Here is a 15,653-nt window from a genome sequence, read left to right as displayed (position 1 = left end):
TGCCCCCGATGGCAGTGTTTCAGCCACCTCATGCATCGGCTGACACTCTGCCATCGGGGGCAAGCCCCCTCCCACAGTTGATTGCATTTCAAATCAGGTTATTTGGCGGGTTTGACGAAGCGTAACGTCATCCGATCCGACTCGCCGATTGCCAGATACTTGGCCTTATCCTGTTCCCCAAGCTTCAACGCTGGCGGCAATGTCCACACCCCATCCGGATAGTCCTTGGTGTCTTTCGGGTTGGCATTCACCTCGCTTTGTATCTCCAGCCTGAAGCCCGCGTCGGTGGCCAGTTTCACCACATAGGCGGTGGTCAGGTAACCGCTGTGCTTGATGTCCTCCAGCGAGGCCCCATCCTTGGCGCGGTGATCCACGACGCCCAGCACACCTCCAGGTTTGAGCACGTTGTAGAACGCCTTGAAGGTCGCCTCGTCGGTATTGGCCAGCACCCAGTTATGCACATTGCGGAAGGTGTACACGGCGTCCACTGAACCTGGTTTGCCGAACACCGGCGCCTTGGGATCGAACTCGACCACTTCGGCCTTGCCGTAATGCGTCGGGTCGGCGGCGAATTTCTTTTTCAGATTCTCTTCGGACGTACGCGCATAGGCGCTGCTGCTCGCGGCCTGCACCGCGGCGATGTAATGCCCGTGGTCCTTGAGTAATGGTGCCAGCACTTCGCTGTACCAGCCGCCGCCGGGGGTGATTTCGATCACGCGCTGTTTGGCGCCCAGACCGAAGAACTCCAAGGTCTGCTGCGGATGCCGGTACCCATCTCGGGTACTGTTGGCCGGATCGCGCCAACTGCCGGCGAGCACGCTGGCGTATTGCTGGGCATTGATCGGTGCATCGGCTGCCTGGCTCAAGGCCGGGGCGAGGAGGGCGGTAAGGGAGAGGGCTGCAAGCGTCGTTTTCATGATCATCCTGATAAGGGCCACTGTGCCGTCGAGGCTAGCATGGGCTCCGTACCCGCCGATCACACATTATCCGAGGTCGACCTCACCAACGGTTCTAAGCCCATGGCAATCATCGGTTTGTTGCGCTTGTAACGCACCAGCCGTTCGCTGAGAGATTGGGGCAGGATGGTGTCCTGGCTGAACCCCATGCGCTGATACAGGCGTTCCAAGTCTGGATGGCACAACAGCCATACTGTGCCTTCCACTTCCGCCACTGCTTGATGCACCAAGCGTGCCGCCAACCTCTGGCCGCGATACGCAGGCGCCACAAACACCCCCGTCAGCCACTGACCGCCTGTCACCGGCGTCAAGCACAAGCCGGCGACAATCTCGCCCTCGCGTACCACCCATAAACGTCCGCCTTTGAGCGCCTTCATCGACGAGTTGTGGCTGCGGTAAAACTTGTTCAGCAGCGGCCACAAAGGCTCTGCCAGCAGATCGATGGACAACTCAGTCATGGTGTTCAGACAGGCGTGATAAAGGGGCGGGGATTATAAACCCCTTCTGCCGGGTGATCGGTGTTATACCCAGTGCTACATCCCCTTTCAGTGGAGCACGCATCATGGCCAAAGGTATGGATTCAAAGAAAGCCGCGAAGAAAAAACCGGCAAAGACCGCCGATGAAAAACGCGCCGACAAGAAAACCAAGAAATCCGAGAGCGGTTTGTTTGGGCACTGATCACCGTCCAGCCCATGGATCTTCAGCGGCTTTTAACCCCTGTGCGGCTTAGATCGCTGCCAGGGTCTCTTTTACACTCTGCGCCGGATCAGTCGCCTTCGCCGCTATCTGCTGCTCTTGCTGCTGCTTCAGCCGCTCGGTCACTTGCTTGGAAATCGCGTCCTGTTTTTCCTGGGACATGTTCTGTACGTCCGCCTCGGTCAAACCCTGCTCCTTGAGCAATTGCTCACGGATGCGCTCGGCCGGGGATTTGCTCATGTACTCAGTGAATTCCGAGCGCGCGCCAGTGGTGGACGTGGTGGCGGGCGTTTCGGTCGAGGAGGCGGTGGCGGTCGTGGAGGCTTGCAACTGCACACGAGTCTTGGCAAAGGCTTCGTCGATGCGGTCGGTGGCTTTGTCCAGTTCCTTCTGCGCGACGGGCACGGTCACACTTTGTTGTGCGGCTTGCACGGCGCCGCTGTACAGCGCGCTGGCGGCGGCGTTGGCGGGGTCCATGTCGGGGCGCTTGAGCTGTTGGACGGTCGATATAGCTTGGGTGTTGTTGTTAACCAGCATGATCGGTCACCTGGGAAAATGTACGGTGCGACAGCTGGAGCAAATAGCGTGCCGGGCGTAAAAGCCCAGGTTTTACTGGGGCTGGCCCAGCTGCAGCGGCAATGGCTGGCCCTCAACGGCCAGCCGTTGCCGCCTAAAGCGGGGGCGAATACATGCACAGCATCACGCGAATGTCCTCAATTGTGACCGTCGAGGGCGAAGGTCTGGAAGCCCGAGCGCTGTCTGAGGCGTTCGTAGTACGCCGCGATGGCGGCGTAGCGTGGGTGTTCCATCGGGGTCATCTGCCAGCGGTGCACCGAGAGGCCGATGAGGATGTCGGCGAGGGTGAATTCGTCGCCGGCGACGTAGGCATTTGTGCGAATAAGCTGCTGTTCCAGCAGGCCCATCTTGTCGTTCCAGGCCTGTACGCCGGCGGCGAGGCGGTGCGGGTCCTGGTAGTCCGGGTGCTTGCGTACCAGCGCATGAAACGTATAGCCCCATGAAGGGTTGAGCTCGGTGGCCTGCCAGTCCATCCATTGCTCCACCCTGGCCCGTGGCGCAGGTTCGGCGGGCAAGAGGTCGTGGCGTTGGTAGAGGCTGACCAGGTAGCGGCAGATGGTGTTGGACTCCCACAACACGCCGTGGTCGTCGATCAATACCGGTATTTGCGCATTGGGGTTCAGGGCAAGGAATTCGGGGGATTGGGTGGGGGGGTAGCCGATGCCCCAATCTTCACGCACGTAGTCGATGCCCAGTTCGTGGCAGGTCCACAGGACTTTGCGCACATTGATCGACGAAGTACGGCCCAGAATCTTCAGTGAGTGTCCCATGGTGCTTCCCTTGCATTTGGAGAGCAGCCAATCTAGCAGGGGTCGCAATCGACGGCGATATTTCCAGGCGGGAGCGGTAAAAAATGCGGGTCTTAACAGCGCGGTGCGTGCTGGTCCATGGCCTTGCCAACCAGCAGGACCGAGAGCTCACTCAACTGATGAATAGCCAATGCCACATCACGCTGTTTACCGCTGAGGTCATCGGACAGGTCAAGCAACAAGGTGCTGACCGAACATACGGTTTCGTAGCTGTTGATCAACAGTGTTTCGGTGGAGACATCGGGGATTACGGTGAAGAGCGTGCCTGATGGTTTTTCGACGGCTTTCAGCATTTCAGTGCTCCTGGTCCAGGGAGTCCAAAGGTGGGCTTCTAAACCCGATCACCGAAACATTCAGCGACCGGTAAACCTTAGAGACCGCCACCCAGGCGCACAAGCCAGCTGATTCTGACGTAAGTGTAGGCAATCGGGCGTAGTGCTCACAGCAATGTCAGCCCGGTCCTACAAGCGTCCTACGTGCTTTCCCGCACCTGCAACTCAAACCCCATATCAACCACCGGCTTGGCGATCTTGTTGCCCGCCATGATCGTCAATAAATGCTCCGCCGCACGTCGACCAATCGCCTCACGTGGTGTGCTGATGCTGCTCAAGCGCGGCACCATAAAGGACGACGCGGGCAGGTCGTTGAAGCCCAGCACCGCCACGCGCTCTGGCACCTTGATGCCATGGCGCATGGCTTCGAGCAGCGCACCCTGGGCCAAGTCATCGTTGCCGAAGAAAACTGCATCCACGTCCGGATGGGCAGCCAGTAACTGCAGGAACAACTCGCCGCCCAGGCCCACGGAGGAAGGACGCGGCGTCAGCAGTTCCAGCGCCGGGTCGTACATCCCCGCCTGTTGCAGGGCGCGGCGGAAGCCTTCGCCACGCAGCAGGGTGCGTTGGTCCAATTGTGCGCCGATGTAGGCCAGGCGCTTGCGGCCACGAGACAGCAAATGCGCCGCGGCTGTTTCGCCGGCGGCCAATTGCGAGAAGCCCACGCAGTTCACGCCTGCATTCGGGTCAAGGTCCATCATATAAACGCAGGGCACATTGCTCGCCTCGACCATTCGTCGGGCGCTTTCGGTGCGGTCGAAACCAGTCAGCAGCAAACCCCGAGGCTGGTAGGCCATGTAGTTGCGCAGCAGGTTTTCTTCTTCATCCCGGGAATAGTGAGAGTTGCCGATCAGCACTTCGAAGCCCTTGGGCCGCAGCACCTGGTGGATGGCTTCGAGGGTTTCGATAAACAGCAGGTTGGACAACGACGGCACCAATACCACCACCGAATGGCTCTGGGCCGAGGCCAGGGCGCGGGCGGCGGGGTTGACCACGTAGTTGAGTTCGGCGGCGGCCTGCTGCACTTTTTCTACCAGTTCAACGGCTACGGTGCTGATGCCGCGCAGCGCGCGTGAAGCGGTAATCGGGCTGACGCCAGCCAGACGGGCGACTTCGTTGAGGGTCGGGCGACCCGTAGTGCGCGTATTTTTATCGTTCTTAGAGGTCATCAGGCGGCTTGCCAAACAAAAATCGAGGCACTAAGGTAGCGCTGTCTCCAAATGGCTGCAAATTATTGAATGCTGGGTTGCCTGATCCGGTTCAAATGCTTGGAGCGGATGCACGCGTCACTCCATAAAAATGACAAGACGGCGCGGGAAAAGCCTGTTTTTGCACTAGCCTTACAGCGTGCAAAGGTAGCGCTATCTGCGTCCTGAGGTGTTTCATGAGTCAACCTGTTACTGCCCTGGTCATCATGGGTGTTGCCGGCTGTGGCAAGACCAGTGTCAGCGAGGCCCTGTGCCGGCTGAACGGCGCCACCGCGATTGAAGGCGACAGCTTTCACCCTGCCGCGAACATCGAAAAGATGAGCGCCGGCCACCCCCTCAACGACGACGACCGCGCCGGCTGGCTCGACATCCTGTGCGCTGAACTGCGCCGCTCGCTCAAAGCGGGTGAACATCCGGTGCTGACCTGTTCGGCGCTCAAGAAAAAATACCGCGACCACCTGCGCGAAGCCGCGCCGGGCCTGGGTTTCGTATTTCTTGAGCTGACCCGCGAAGTGGCCTCCGACCGTGTGTCCCATCGGCCCGGTCATTTCATGCCGGCAAGCTTGATCGACAGCCAGTTCGCCACCCTTGAATCGCCCGTGGGCGAGCCGCTGACCCTGGCCCTCAACGCCAGTGAAGACAGTGTCGAGGAACTGGCCAAGCAGACCAACGCCTGGTGGCTGCGACACGGTTTTGAACGAACTCAATAATTTTTTGCCGGAAAAGATAGCGCTATCCCCGGCGATAAATTGAATACCCGCTTTAATAACAACAACAAACAGGAGAGACCCCCCATGTTTGGCATGTCCCACGAGTCGTACCTGCTACTAGACGCAGTCGTCACTATCATCGGGTTGATCGTTCTGATCACCAAGTTCAAGGTCCACCCGTTCATCGCACTGATCATCGCGGCCGGTTTCCTCGGCCTGACCTCGGGCATGCCCGTGGACAAGATCATCAAGGCCTTCCAGGACGGTTTCGGCGGGGTGCTCGGCTTTGTCGGCATCATCCTCGCGCTGGGCACCATGCTCGGCAAGATGATGGCCGAGTCCGGCGGCGCCGATCAGATCGCCCAAACCCTGATCCGCGCCTTTGGCAAAGAGAAGGTCCAGTGGGCCATGATGTTCGCCGCGTTCCTGGTGGGCATCCCGCTGTTCTTCGAAATCGGTTTTGTACTGCTGATCCCGCTGGTGTTCATCGTGGCGCGCCGCACCGGCGTGTCGCTGATCAAGATCGGCATCCCGCTGCTCGCCGGCCTGTCGGCAGTGCACGGCCTGGTGCCGCCGCACCCTGGCCCGTTACTGGCCATTGGCGTGTTTGGCGCGGACATCGGCAAGACCATCCTGTACGGCCTGATCGTCGCACTGCCGACCGCCATTATCGCCGGCCCGATCTTCGGTACGTTTATCGCCAAGTACATTCCGGGCAACCCGTCCCAGGAACTGGTCGATCAACTGGCCCGCGAGACTGATAACAAGTCGCTGCCGAGCTTCAGCGTCACCCTGATCACCGTGCTGCTGCCGGTGTTCCTGATGCTGCTCAAAACCTTCGCCGACATCGCGTTTGCCGAAGGCAATGTGGTACGCAACTGGATGGACATGATCGGTCACCCGATCAGTGCACTGCTGTTGGCGTTGCTGCTGTCGCTCTACACCTTTGGCACGCGCCAGGGCATCCACTCCAAGCAAATCCTCAAGCTGCTCGACGCCAGCCTCGCGCCGACCGCCGCAATCATCCTGATCATCGGTGCCGGTGGTGGCTTCAAGCAGATGCTGGTGACCAGCGGCGTGGGTGACGTGATCGGCCATATGGCGGTGAACGCGCAGATCAACCCGATCCTGCTGGCGTGGCTGGTGGCGGCGGTGATTCGTATCGCCACGGGTTCGGCGACGGTCGCCACCATCACGGGCGCGGGCATTGTGGTGCCGGTGGTGGGGATGATCCCAGGGGTCAACCGCGAGCTGCTGGTGTTGGCGACGGGGGCGGGTTCGTTGATCCTGTCGCACGTCAACGATGCAGGGTTCTGGCTGGTGAAGCAGTACTTCAACATGACCGTGGCCGAGACCTTCAAGACCTGGACGGCGATGGAGACCATCCTGTCGGTGGTGGCGCTGATTTTCATCATGTTGCTGTCGTTGGTGGTGTAAGCCACACCACCAGACAAATGTTGGAATGCAATCAAATGTGGGAGGGGGCAAGCCCCCTCCCACATTTTGATCGCGTCAAGCTACAGGTTTTTGCACCGCCCCATCCGCCCTGAACATCCCGCGAATCCCCCGCACCGCCTGGCGAATCCGGTCCTGGTTTTCGATCAGCGCAAAGCGCACATGGTCATCGCCATATTCGCCAAAACCAATCCCCGGCGACACACACACCTTCGCTTCCAGCAGCAGTTTCTTGGCAAATTCCAGCGAGCCCATGGCCGCGTACTGCTCGGGAATCTTCGCCCAGACGTACATCGACGCCTTGGGATTCTCCACCATCCAGCCCAATTCATGCAGGCCTTTGACCAGCACATTGCGGCGCTGGCGGTACTGCTCGGCGATGTCTTTCACGCACTGTTGATCGCCTTCCAGCGCAGCAATCGCCGCCACTTGCAGCGGGGTGAAGGTGCCGTAATCGTGGTAACTCTTGATCCGTGCCAAGGCGTTGACCAGTTCCGGGTTGCCGACCATGAAACCGATGCGCCAGCCGGCCATGTTGTAGCTCTTGGACAGGGTGAAAAACTCCACCGCAATGTCTTTGGCGCCGGGCACCTGCATGATCGACGGGGCTTTCCAGCCGTCGTAGACGATATCGGCGTAGGCCAAATCGTGGATCACCAGCACGTCGTACTGCTTGGCCAGCGCAATCACGCGCTCGAAGAAATCCAGTTCCACACACTGCGCGGTGGGGTTGGACGGGAAACCAAGAATCATCATCTTGGGCTTGGGGATCGAGCCGCGAATCGCCCGTTCCAGCTCGGCGAAGAAGTCCACGCCCGGCACCAGCGGCACCGAACGCACTTGGGCGCCGGCAATCACGGCACCGTAGATATGAATCGGGTAGCTCGGGTTGGGCACCAGCACGGTGTCGCCCTGGTCCAGGGTAGCCAGCATCAAGTGCGCCAGGCCTTCCTTGGAACCGATGGTCACGATGGCTTCCGACTCGGGGTCGATGTCCACTTCATAACGGTCTTTGTACCAGCGCGAAATCGCCCGGCGCAGACGCGGAATGCCTTTGGAGGTGGAGTAACCGTGAGTGTCTTCACGCTGGGCGACTTGTACGAGTTTCTCGACAATGTGCGGCGGCGTGGCGCCGTCGGGGTTGCCCATGCTCAAGTCGATGATGTCTTCGCCGCGCCGACGCGCAGCCATCTTCAGCTCGGCAGTGATATTGAAAACATAAGGGGGGAGTCGATCTATGCGCGCAAAGCGGCGCGGCGAACCTTGGTCGGCCATTGTTGCCTCGAAGTACGTAAGCGCCCGGAACCGTCCGAGCGACGTCGGCCACTGCGGTGGCCTGCGGGGCAGACAATACGACCCGTGATGGCCAGTTGTCCAGATGTGTAGGAAAATTTTCTGCGTGGAGCGAAGCCTGGATATGCCCCTATACTCGATGCGGGTTTGTTCCCTTATAAGAAGGAGACTGTTCGTATGGATCAGCAGACAAAACAACCGTTAGAGCCACGCATGGAAGCAGGCAAGGCGCTGGTAATCGCAGGGGTGAAGGGGCGTTATTCCAAGGCGACGGTGGGCGATATTCCCAGGTTGTGGGAACTGTTCGACACCTGCATCAAGGACATCAAAAAGCGTATCGGCGGGGTGACCTACGGCGTTTGCCATAACCCCCAGCACGGCGAATTCGACTACATGGCCGGCGTGGAAGTCCCCGGCAAAAGCGACGTGCCGAGCAACTTCGAAGTAATCGAAATTCCACCGCTCAACTACGCCGTGTTCGCGCATTCCGGCCCGGTGCAGGCGTTGGAACAGACCTACGAGCGCATCATGTTCGAGTGGTTGCCGCACTCGGGCTACAAGGTAATGGGGGCGGATTTCGAGCGCTACAGCGCGGATTTTGATGCGAGGAAAGGCACGGGAACAGTGGAGATCTGGCTGCCGGTTGGAGAGAGGGGCTGACTGCTCTCATGGAGGCGCTGGCTTGCTGGCGCCCGCAGAGGCGCGTCAGCCGCCAAAGCTGCGTTGGTACACCTCGGCGGATTGCCGTATGGCTTTGGCGACATCAGGCGCCAGCCTGCAATATTCGTCTTCGCGCTTGAGCACGACTTCCAGGGTTTGAAGCAAGGCCTGGATGCGTGCTTCGGGGTTTTCGACTTCGCAGGTTCGCGCAAACTCAAGGATGCCCAAGCGTGAAGCAAACATAGATTTGTTGCCGCTCAAGTCCAGCGCGAGTGAATCTTCGGGGATATAAGCAGTGGTGTTCGCGATATCGTACGCCGGGGCAAGTCGTGTATCCGATTTCACCAGATCACTGTAAAGCACGCCGAAATTCTTCAAGTGGGCATCGCCATTTCCTACGATGCAACTCAGTGCCACGCTATCAAACAACTGATCGAGCGAGCTGCGTATATGCTCTGGCGAACAGAACACGCGTACGGCTTTGGCAATGGTGGCGTAGCTCTTCGTGTACTTTTGTTCGGCAGTCAGGCCCATCAGCGTGGTCATGTCTTCGAAGCCCAGCGGGTTGAGTTGTTCGTCCCGGTCAAAGCGCCGCATGATGAACAGCTTATGGTTCTGTGAAAGATAAAAAGGGGGCACGGGCAGGCCTGTGTCCCGGGCAACGGACATGCACAGGTACTCATTGATGGCCAACCCCGGAAACTCGTCGCGTCCGCTTTTGATAATCAGATCATTGGTTTTCGAGGTGAATTTCGACTCGGATGCCTGAGGCTTTTCCGGGACGAGTACCTTGGGTTGCACTCCAGAAATGCCTGCTCGCAGGATGTAGCGTTCCACAAGCTCGGCAAACAGATCTTGCGCGCCGTCCCAAGCAAGAATTTCGTCGAGTTTTTCTCCAGATGCGGGCGGGCTGTTACGTTGGATCAGTTCGTTCACTTGATCCGAAGAAACGAATACCCGGCCTATAGGCGCGCTGCTACCCGACAAGGCCAGCAGCAGCATCGGGTCGACCTTGACCGTTTTGGCGAGACGATTGCGCAGTTGTTCCAGAAGATATCCTTCCGGCAGATTCATCTGGAAGATGGGGTGCAGTTCTCGGCGCCGATATTCTTCCGCGCGTGCCGGCATTGTGAGACTGATTGCGCAAGCTGGACCCGCAGTATCGACATAACGAAACAGGTAGTCGTCAGCACTCGTCAACACGCTGCCGCTGTCACCTTGAGGGGTGTGGACTCGCAAACTGCCACTAGTCATTGAACACGTCCCTCAGCTCTTCCAGTGTTGGCTTGGAGGCGGGCGTCAATTTCACTTCGCTGTCTAACGCCGCAATCACGCGAGCATAAGCATTCATGGAAACCGACGGGCTTCCTTGTTCAATTTCGATCAGTTTTTGCCGGGTAATTCCTGAGAGCTGGGCCATATATGCTTGCGTATAGCCACGGTTGAGGCGCATAGAGCGGACTTGTTCGGCGAGTCGTTGGGTAATTATTGAAGTGTCCATGTCACGTATTCATTACTTTTGCTGGGATATGTCATGTATACGTTACATTTTTAAGGTGTCAAGGTTACTCCGACCAAACGCCCGGCTCAGCCGCCTTTCATAACCAACCCGTCCTTTGTACGCCTCCCCGCTATCCACCCATCCCGCTCCCAGATACAACGCCATCGCTGCCACATTGGCTGTATCTACCGACAACTCCAGCCCCTTGATCTGCGGCCACGCCTCAAGCGCTACCGCCGGCAGCGCCTGCAAACACGCTTTACCAAACCCCATGCCCTGTTGCCGCCGATCCACCTGCAGCGCATGCAGCGTGGCGCTGTGTTCATCCGCCCAATGGGGCAGGCAGGGCGGGCGTTTGAGCAAAAGGAAGGCGACCGGGATGTCATCGGCCAGCAGGGCAAAGCCTTTGACGCCAGGGCTGGGCTTGGCCAGCAGCGAATTGAGCGCGCAATACATGTCGCCGCAAAACGGCAGTTGCTCAGGGTGGACTTCGATGGCGCTGACTTGCTGTTGTTGCACGGCATTCAGCGCCTCATAGGCGACAAGACAGGTTTGCATCGGAACGTCCGAACGGCTGCAAATAAGGGCGCAGTTTATCGGGTTTACCGAAGGCGAAATTATTTTTCAGTGGGCTGTCGATTTGCTCCGAGCACGTTCGACTAAGGGTGTCTTCGATGATTTTTGCACCCCAAGGAGTATCGCCATGAGCACTGCAATCAATACCCTGATCGAACAATGGAAACAGGCCGTCATCGGTGCGGATATCGATAAAATTGTCAGCTTTTACGCCGACGATATCGTCTCGTTCGACGCCGTCACCGCCCTGCAATTCAAAGGCAAGGCGGCTTACCGCGCACACTGGGAGGAATGCATGAAGCACTGTCCTGGCCCCGGCATTTTCGAGTTCCACGAACTGCGCATTGTTGAGGCCCAGGACAGCGCCTTCGCCCACTGGCTGGCGCACTGCGGCGGTGCAGATAAGGCGTGCTGGATGCGCGTCACCGCCGGTTATCAACGTATCAATGGCCAGTGGCGCGTAGTGCATGAGCACTGGTCGGCTCCCTTCGACATGCAAAGCGGCGCTGCGCTGTTCGACCTGAAACCTTGAGCGTCGCGAACTATAGTCAGTAGTCCAAAACGGAGAACGCCATGAAATACCTGTGCCTGATCTACAGCAACGAACAGGTGCTGCACACCTCGCCTGACAGCCCGGCCGACCCGGAGTGCCTTGCCTACGCCAAGTCCGTGCAGGCCAGTGGCCGCATGCTCGCCGCCGAGCCGCTGGAGTCGGTGACCACCGCCACCACGGTGCGCATGCGCAACGGCAAGCTGTCGATCACCGACGGGCCGTTTGCCGAAACCAAGGAGCAGCTCGCCGGGTTTTACCTGATCGAAGCCCGTGACTTGAACGACGCGATCCAGGTGGCCGGTGGCATTCCGGCCGCCAGGGTCGGTAGTGTCGAAGTACGCCCCGTGCGTGAATTGAATCTCTGACAACAACAAAACCACTACTCAGGAGGTTTATCCCATGTCCCAGCAACCTGCCGAATTTGAACTGTCCATCAGCCGCTTGATCGATGCCCCGCGCAGCCGGGTGTTCCGCGCCTGGACCGAGCCCGCCTTGCTGCAACGATGGTGGGGCCCCCACGGCATGACCACCCCCGAGTGCGAAATGAACCTGTGGGTCGGCGGACTGTTTCGCACCCTGATGCGCGCACCGGATGGCAGTGAGTACCCGACCCAAGGCGTGTTCCTGGAGATCGACGCGCCCAATCGCCTGGTGTTCACCGATGCCTTCCTGCCGGGCTGGATCCCGTCCGGCAAGCCGTTCATGAGCGCCGAAGTGACCTTTGAAGAACAGGCCGGCAAAACCCTCTACACCGCCCGCGCCATGCATTGGAATGCCGAAGACAAACAAGCCCACGAAGCCATGGGTTTCCATGATGGCTGGGGCCAGAGCCTGGACCGCTTAGTGCAACTGGTGACCAAAGAGATGCGCGATTGACGCCGCAGATCGAGGCGATCTACCGCAGCGAATCGCGGCGTGTGCTCGCCACCCTGATCCGCCTGCTCGGTGATTTCGACCTCGCCGAAGAAGCCTTGCACGAGGCGTTCTTTGTCGCGGTCGAGCGCTGGCCGCACGACGGCGTGCCGAGCCATCCACGGGCCTGGCTGGTGTCGACCGGGCGCTTCAAGGCCATCGACCGCCTGCGCCGCCAGGCACGGTTTACCCCGTTATTGCAGGCGCAGGCCGACGCATTGGAGGCCGCTGATTGGAGCGATGAGGATGTGGAAGACGACCGCCTGCGCCTGATCTTTACCTGCTGTCACCCGGCGCTGGCGGCCGATGCCCAGGCGGCGCTGACCTTGCGTGAGATCTGCGACCTCACCACCGAGGAAATCGCCCGGGCTTTCCTGGCCACGCCCGCCACCATTGCCCAGCGCATCGTGCGGGCCAAGGGCAAGATCCGTGAGGCCAGAATTCCCTATCAAGTGCCATCACTGGCCGAATTGCCCGAGCGCCTCGACAGCGTGCTGCGGGTGATCTACCTGGTATTCAACGAGGGCTATTCGGCGTCCATCGGCGCAGACCTCACCCGCGAGGACTTAACCCGCGAAGCCATTCGCCTGGCCCGCTTGCTCATGGAGTTGCTGCCCGAGCCGGAAGTGATGGGCCTGCTGGCGCTGATGCTGCTGCACCAATCGCGGCGTGCGGCGCGCACCTCGGCCAGCGGCGAACTGGTGTTGCTGGAGAAACAGGATCGTTCGCTGTGGGACAAGTCCTTGATCGCTGAAGGCTGCACGCTGGTGGAACAGGCGCTTACCACACAACGCTTTGGGCCGTATTGCCTGCAAGCCGCGATTGCCGCAGTGCATGCCGAAGCGCCGAGCGCCGGGGCGACCGATTGGCCGCAGATTGTCGGGCTCTACGACGTATTGCTCAGGGCGTGGCCGTCGCCGGTGATTGAGCTCAACCGTGCCGTTGCCGTAGCCATGCGCGATGGCCCGCTGGCGGGATTACAGCAGGTGGAGGCGATTCTGGCGCGGGGCGAGTTGCTGGATTACCACCTCGCGCATTCGGCGCGGGGCGAGTTCTGTCGGCGCTTGGGGCGGGGCGAAGACGCGCGCGTCGCCTACGAAAAAGCCCTGTCCCTGACCCAGCAGATCCCCGAAAAACGCTTCCTCGAAAGCCGCCTGACTGAACTCGAATCTTCCTCCCGGCATTAATCTCCAGGGTCGCCAGGGCGGGTTCGTCACTCCAGCATCTTGCCCAACAACCAGCTCCCCGCCGGCCCCGGTGGGTGGTGGCGTGACCACAGTGCATCCACGGCCACCGAGCGCGGCCAACCACGCGCTTTGAGCTCCACCAACTGGCCTGCGTCAAACCGCTCTACCAGCCAGCGCGGCAGGGGCGCCCAGCCGAAACCCAACTGCGCCATCTCCATCAGCATCAGGTAACTGGGGGCTGACCATACGCGGCCGCTGGCGCGGGTTTCATTCGGGTTGATGATGCTGGCCAGGCGCAGTTCGCGGTGTTGCTGCAAGGTATCAGCGGGAATGCTGTCCAGTCGGGCCAACGGGTGGCTGGGCGCCACATACAGCGCGATTTCGGTGCGCTCTTCCACCGGTGCGCCGGTGAGGTCGGGCGGATAGGTGTCTTGTTGTTCGATAAACGCAATCTGCGCCCGGCCGCTCTGTACCAGGGCGATCAAGTCTTCGCATTCGGCAATCAGGCATTCAAGTTCAAGGTCCGGGTAGCGCTCGTCGAACGACCGCAGGGCGATCTCGAAGCGGTCCGACTGGTAGGTATCGGACATGGCGATGGTCAGCTTCGGCTCCAAGCCTTGAGCCAACTGGCTCGCCGCCAGCTCCAGGCGGCTGCTGGCCTCCAGCACCTGCTCGGCCCGTTGCAGCAATACGTGGCCGGCCTGGGTCAGCGTCGGCTTGCGGCTGCTGCGATCAAACAGCACCACATCCAAGTCAATCTCCAGGCTGGCGACTGCCGCACTGACTGTGGATTGGCTTTTGCCCAGCTTGCGCGCCGCCGCCGAAAACGAGCCTTGGGTGGCCGCCTGGACAAACGCCTGCAGCACTTCATTGGAGGCCATGACTATCGCCTTGATCGATGGTTATTGGTTATGAAGTATCGAGTCAAAGGGTAATGATGGCAACCATCCTCACTCACGGAGACGGCTCATGAGCCCTACCAAATCCCTCACCGAACGCGTTTGCCAGGCCATTGGTTTCGAGGCCCTGGCGTTGTTGATCTGCACCCCGCTGCTGGCGTGGATCATGGACAAACCCGCCCTGGAAATGGGCATGGTCACCCTGGCGATCAGCCTGATGGCGTTGACCTGGAACGTGATCTTCAACGGCCTGTTCGACCGCCTCAAGGCACGCCTGCAACTGGCCAACAACGGCTGGACCCGCGTGCTGCACGCGCTGATGTTTGAAGGAGGCCTGATCCTGGTGTGCGTCCCGCTGATTGCGGCGTGGCTGAATATCAGCCTGATGCAGGCGTTTATACTCGACATAGGTGTGCTGCTGTTCTTCCTGCCGTACACCTATGTGTATCACTGGGGCTATGACGTATTGCGCGACAAGCTCCTACAGAAACATGCCGCCCGACGCCTCGATGCGTTGCCCGGTGATCCACTGGCTGCCGTCTGCCAGCAGGCTGGCAATCGCGCCACCGATATCGTCCGGTAAGCCGGCGCGACCCAGGGCGGTGTTGTTCGCGACCATCGCGTTGAGGTTGGCGTTGTCACGCACGGCGCCGCCGCCGAAGTCGGTTTCAATCGCACCCGGGGCCAGGATGTTGACGCTGATCCCGCGCCCACCCAGCTCTTTGGCCTGGTAGCGGGTCAGCACTTCCATCGCGCCTTTCATCGCCGCGTAGGCGGCATAGCCAGGCAGGCTGAAACGCGCCAGGCCACTGGAGACATTGAGGATGCGGCCGCCGTCACGGATCAACGGCAACAACTTCTGCGTCAGGAAAAACGGGCCCTTGAATTGGATCGCCACCAGTTGGTCGAACTGGGCTTCGGTGGTCTCGGCAAAACTGGCGTGAATGCCAATCCCGGCGTTGTTGATCAGAAAGTCGAAGTGTTCCTGTGCGAAAACATCCTTGAGCACGCCGGCAACGTCGCCGACAAAACCTTCGAACGTCGCGCTTTGGCTTACGTCCAGTTGCAGCATGGCGGCGCGGCCACCCAATTGTTCGATGTCGGCCACCAATGCCTGCGCCTCGTCGGCCTTGCTGTGATAAGTGCCAATGATGTCCACGCCTTGCGCCGCCAGGTGCAAAGCGGCGTTTCTACCCAAGCCACGGCTGGCGCCGGTGATCAATGCGATTTTACGGGTCATGGTGCAGTCCTCTTCAGATGTGAGCGTGGGATTGAGTGTATTTGTCCGCCGCTAACGTGATAAACAGGGCTGGACCGGAATCACTGGCC

Annotated in this window: 20 protein-coding genes; 8 read left to right on the top strand and 12 right to left on the bottom strand. The window is 59.8% G+C overall.

What is annotated here, in order from left to right; translation table 11 throughout:
• Positions 1–98 precede the first annotated feature (98 nt).
• The 6 genes from EJD88_RS06505 to EJD88_RS06480 form a co-directional block, all read right to left on the bottom strand.
• Complete coding sequence (locus tag EJD88_RS06505; RefSeq protein WP_158877317.1) at positions 99–917, bottom strand: class I SAM-dependent methyltransferase; 819 nt, start codon at positions 915–917, stop codon at positions 99–101.
• 59 nt (positions 918–976) lie between these two features.
• Positions 977–1,414: a GNAT family N-acetyltransferase gene (locus EJD88_RS06500; RefSeq protein WP_158877315.1), complete on the bottom strand. Its 438-nt coding sequence runs from the start codon at positions 1,412–1,414 to the stop codon at positions 977–979.
• Positions 1,415–1,683: 269 nt separating this feature from the next.
• Positions 1,684–2,190 (bottom strand): hypothetical protein, encoded by a 507-nt coding sequence (locus tag EJD88_RS06495; protein WP_158877313.1) that lies wholly within the window; start codon positions 2,188–2,190, stop codon positions 1,684–1,686.
• A gap of 176 nt (positions 2,191–2,366) precedes the next feature.
• Positions 2,367–2,999: a glutathione S-transferase family protein gene (locus EJD88_RS06490; protein ID WP_158877311.1), complete on the bottom strand. Its 633-nt coding sequence runs from the start codon at positions 2,997–2,999 to the stop codon at positions 2,367–2,369.
• A gap of 92 nt (positions 3,000–3,091) precedes the next feature.
• Complete coding sequence (locus EJD88_RS06485) at positions 3,092–3,331, bottom strand: DUF6124 family protein (protein ID WP_158877308.1); 240 nt, start codon at positions 3,329–3,331, stop codon at positions 3,092–3,094.
• A 179-nt stretch (positions 3,332–3,510) separates the two neighbouring features.
• Positions 3,511–4,542, bottom strand: a complete 1,032-nt coding sequence (locus tag EJD88_RS06480; RefSeq protein ID WP_160385037.1) for a LacI family DNA-binding transcriptional regulator — start codon at positions 4,540–4,542, stop codon at positions 3,511–3,513.
• A 212-nt stretch (positions 4,543–4,754) separates the two neighbouring features.
• Between EJD88_RS06480 and EJD88_RS06475 the strand changes: the two genes are divergently transcribed.
• Together EJD88_RS06475 and EJD88_RS06470 are read left to right on the top strand one after the other, a co-directional pair.
• A complete protein-coding gene (locus tag EJD88_RS06475; RefSeq protein WP_158877304.1) occupies positions 4,755–5,288 on the top strand; it encodes a gluconokinase in 534 nt (177 codons plus the stop codon).
• An 84-nt stretch (positions 5,289–5,372) separates the two neighbouring features.
• Positions 5,373–6,725 (top strand): GntP family permease, encoded by a 1,353-nt coding sequence (locus EJD88_RS06470; protein WP_099585421.1) that lies wholly within the window; start codon positions 5,373–5,375, stop codon positions 6,723–6,725.
• A 75-nt stretch (positions 6,726–6,800) separates the two neighbouring features.
• On the opposite strand, the gene alaC is transcribed toward EJD88_RS06470, so the two are convergent.
• Positions 6,801–8,018: an alanine transaminase gene (gene alaC / locus EJD88_RS06465; RefSeq protein WP_099585420.1), complete on the bottom strand. Its 1,218-nt coding sequence runs from the start codon at positions 8,016–8,018 to the stop codon at positions 6,801–6,803.
• Between the two features lie 195 nt (positions 8,019–8,213).
• On the opposite strand from alaC, the gene EJD88_RS06460 reads away from it, so the two are divergent.
• Positions 8,214–8,696, top strand: a complete 483-nt coding sequence (locus tag EJD88_RS06460; protein WP_158877302.1) for a GyrI-like domain-containing protein — start codon at positions 8,214–8,216, stop codon at positions 8,694–8,696.
• A gap of 45 nt (positions 8,697–8,741) precedes the next feature.
• Here the strand turns inward: EJD88_RS06460 and EJD88_RS06455 are convergent, their stop codons facing one another.
• Genes EJD88_RS06455 through EJD88_RS06445 form a run of 3 tightly spaced genes read right to left on the bottom strand, consistent with a single transcriptional unit; the run spans position 8,742 to position 10,755 of the window.
• On the bottom strand, positions 8,742–9,950 hold the full coding sequence (locus EJD88_RS06455; RefSeq protein WP_158877300.1) for a type II toxin-antitoxin system HipA family toxin: 1,209 nt from the start codon (positions 9,948–9,950) through the stop codon (positions 8,742–8,744).
• Complete coding sequence (locus EJD88_RS06450; protein WP_158877298.1) at positions 9,943–10,197, bottom strand: helix-turn-helix domain-containing protein; 255 nt, start codon at positions 10,195–10,197, stop codon at positions 9,943–9,945. The genes EJD88_RS06455 and EJD88_RS06450 overlap by 8 nt, the downstream gene beginning before the upstream one ends.
• 42 nt (positions 10,198–10,239) lie before the next feature.
• Complete coding sequence (locus EJD88_RS06445; RefSeq protein ID WP_158877296.1) at positions 10,240–10,755, bottom strand: N-acetyltransferase; 516 nt, start codon at positions 10,753–10,755, stop codon at positions 10,240–10,242.
• 145 nt (positions 10,756–10,900) lie between these two features.
• On the opposite strand from EJD88_RS06445, the gene EJD88_RS06440 reads away from it, so the two are divergent.
• The 4 genes from EJD88_RS06440 to EJD88_RS06425 are packed head-to-tail and all read left to right on the top strand — an operon-like array spanning position 10,901 to position 13,425.
• Positions 10,901–11,305 (top strand): nuclear transport factor 2 family protein, encoded by a 405-nt coding sequence (locus EJD88_RS06440; RefSeq protein ID WP_158877294.1) that lies wholly within the window; start codon positions 10,901–10,903, stop codon positions 11,303–11,305.
• Between the two features lie 41 nt (positions 11,306–11,346).
• Positions 11,347–11,691: a YciI family protein gene (locus EJD88_RS06435; RefSeq protein ID WP_158877292.1), complete on the top strand. Its 345-nt coding sequence runs from the start codon at positions 11,347–11,349 to the stop codon at positions 11,689–11,691.
• 34 nt (positions 11,692–11,725) lie between these two features.
• Positions 11,726–12,202: an SRPBCC family protein gene (locus EJD88_RS06430; protein WP_158877290.1), complete on the top strand. Its 477-nt coding sequence runs from the start codon at positions 11,726–11,728 to the stop codon at positions 12,200–12,202.
• Positions 12,199–13,425, top strand: a complete 1,227-nt coding sequence (locus tag EJD88_RS06425) for an RNA polymerase sigma factor (RefSeq protein ID WP_158877288.1) — start codon at positions 12,199–12,201, stop codon at positions 13,423–13,425. Before EJD88_RS06430 ends, EJD88_RS06425 begins: the two co-directional genes overlap by 4 nt.
• 26 nt (positions 13,426–13,451) lie before the next feature.
• On the opposite strand, the gene EJD88_RS06420 is transcribed toward EJD88_RS06425, so the two are convergent.
• Entirely contained in the window at positions 13,452–14,306 is an 855-nt protein-coding gene (locus EJD88_RS06420) for a LysR family transcriptional regulator (RefSeq protein ID WP_158877286.1), read from the bottom strand.
• 88 nt (positions 14,307–14,394) lie between these two features.
• On the opposite strand from EJD88_RS06420, the gene EJD88_RS06415 reads away from it, so the two are divergent.
• A complete protein-coding gene (locus EJD88_RS06415; RefSeq protein WP_158877284.1) occupies positions 14,395–14,907 on the top strand; it encodes a multidrug/biocide efflux PACE transporter in 513 nt (170 codons plus the stop codon).
• Here the strand turns inward: EJD88_RS06415 and EJD88_RS06410 are convergent.
• Positions 14,806–15,564: an SDR family NAD(P)-dependent oxidoreductase gene (locus EJD88_RS06410; RefSeq protein ID WP_112196550.1), complete on the bottom strand. Its 759-nt coding sequence runs from the start codon at positions 15,562–15,564 to the stop codon at positions 14,806–14,808. The genes EJD88_RS06415 and EJD88_RS06410 overlap by 102 nt on opposite strands.
• Positions 15,565–15,653: the final 89 nt, after the last annotated feature.

Origin of the sequence: Pseudomonas sp. PB105 (assembly GCF_009764655.1) — a bacterium.
Taxonomy (GTDB): domain Bacteria; phylum Pseudomonadota; class Gammaproteobacteria; order Pseudomonadales; family Pseudomonadaceae; genus Aquipseudomonas; species Aquipseudomonas cyclaminis.
The sequence above is the reverse complement of the archived record's forward strand: the minus strand, read 5'-3'. Positions and strand labels throughout refer to the sequence as shown.

Bases quoted from the DNA above. Each gene is read 5' to 3' on its own strand.
- EJD88_RS06505 (WP_158877317.1), bottom strand. From the start codon at position 917: ATGAAAACGACGCTTGCAGCCCTCTCCCTTACCGCCCTCCTCGCCCCG.
- EJD88_RS06490 (WP_158877311.1), bottom strand. From the start codon at position 2,999: ATGGGACACTCACTGAAGATTCTGGGCCGTACTTCGTCGATCAATGTG.
- EJD88_RS06435 (WP_158877292.1), top strand. From the start codon at position 11,347: ATGAAATACCTGTGCCTGATCTACAGCAACGAACAGGTGCTGCACACC.
- EJD88_RS06415 (WP_158877284.1), top strand. From the start codon at position 14,395: ATGAGCCCTACCAAATCCCTCACCGAACGCGTTTGCCAGGCCATTGGT.
- alaC (WP_099585420.1), bottom strand. From the start codon at position 8,018: ATGGCCGACCAAGGTTCGCCGCGCCGCTTTGCGCGCATAGATCGACTC.
- EJD88_RS06445 (WP_158877296.1), bottom strand. From the start codon at position 10,755: ATGCAAACCTGTCTTGTCGCCTATGAGGCGCTGAATGCCGTGCAACAA.
- EJD88_RS06410 (WP_112196550.1), bottom strand. From the start codon at position 15,564: ATGACCCGTAAAATCGCATTGATCACCGGCGCCAGCCGTGGCTTGGGT.
- EJD88_RS06460 (WP_158877302.1), top strand. From the start codon at position 8,214: ATGGATCAGCAGACAAAACAACCGTTAGAGCCACGCATGGAAGCAGGC.
- EJD88_RS06450 (WP_158877298.1), bottom strand. From the start codon at position 10,197: ATGGACACTTCAATAATTACCCAACGACTCGCCGAACAAGTCCGCTCT.
- EJD88_RS06470 (WP_099585421.1), top strand. From the start codon at position 5,373: ATGTTTGGCATGTCCCACGAGTCGTACCTGCTACTAGACGCAGTCGTC.
- EJD88_RS06430 (WP_158877290.1), top strand. From the start codon at position 11,726: ATGTCCCAGCAACCTGCCGAATTTGAACTGTCCATCAGCCGCTTGATC.
- EJD88_RS06420 (WP_158877286.1), bottom strand. From the start codon at position 14,306: ATGGCCTCCAATGAAGTGCTGCAGGCGTTTGTCCAGGCGGCCACCCAA.
- EJD88_RS06500 (WP_158877315.1), bottom strand. From the start codon at position 1,414: ATGACTGAGTTGTCCATCGATCTGCTGGCAGAGCCTTTGTGGCCGCTG.
- EJD88_RS06485 (WP_158877308.1), bottom strand. From the start codon at position 3,331: ATGCTGAAAGCCGTCGAAAAACCATCAGGCACGCTCTTCACCGTAATC.
- EJD88_RS06455 (WP_158877300.1), bottom strand. From the start codon at position 9,950: ATGACTAGTGGCAGTTTGCGAGTCCACACCCCTCAAGGTGACAGCGGC.
- EJD88_RS06475 (WP_158877304.1), top strand. From the start codon at position 4,755: ATGAGTCAACCTGTTACTGCCCTGGTCATCATGGGTGTTGCCGGCTGT.
- EJD88_RS06440 (WP_158877294.1), top strand. From the start codon at position 10,901: ATGAGCACTGCAATCAATACCCTGATCGAACAATGGAAACAGGCCGTC.
- EJD88_RS06495 (WP_158877313.1), bottom strand. From the start codon at position 2,190: ATGCTGGTTAACAACAACACCCAAGCTATATCGACCGTCCAACAGCTC.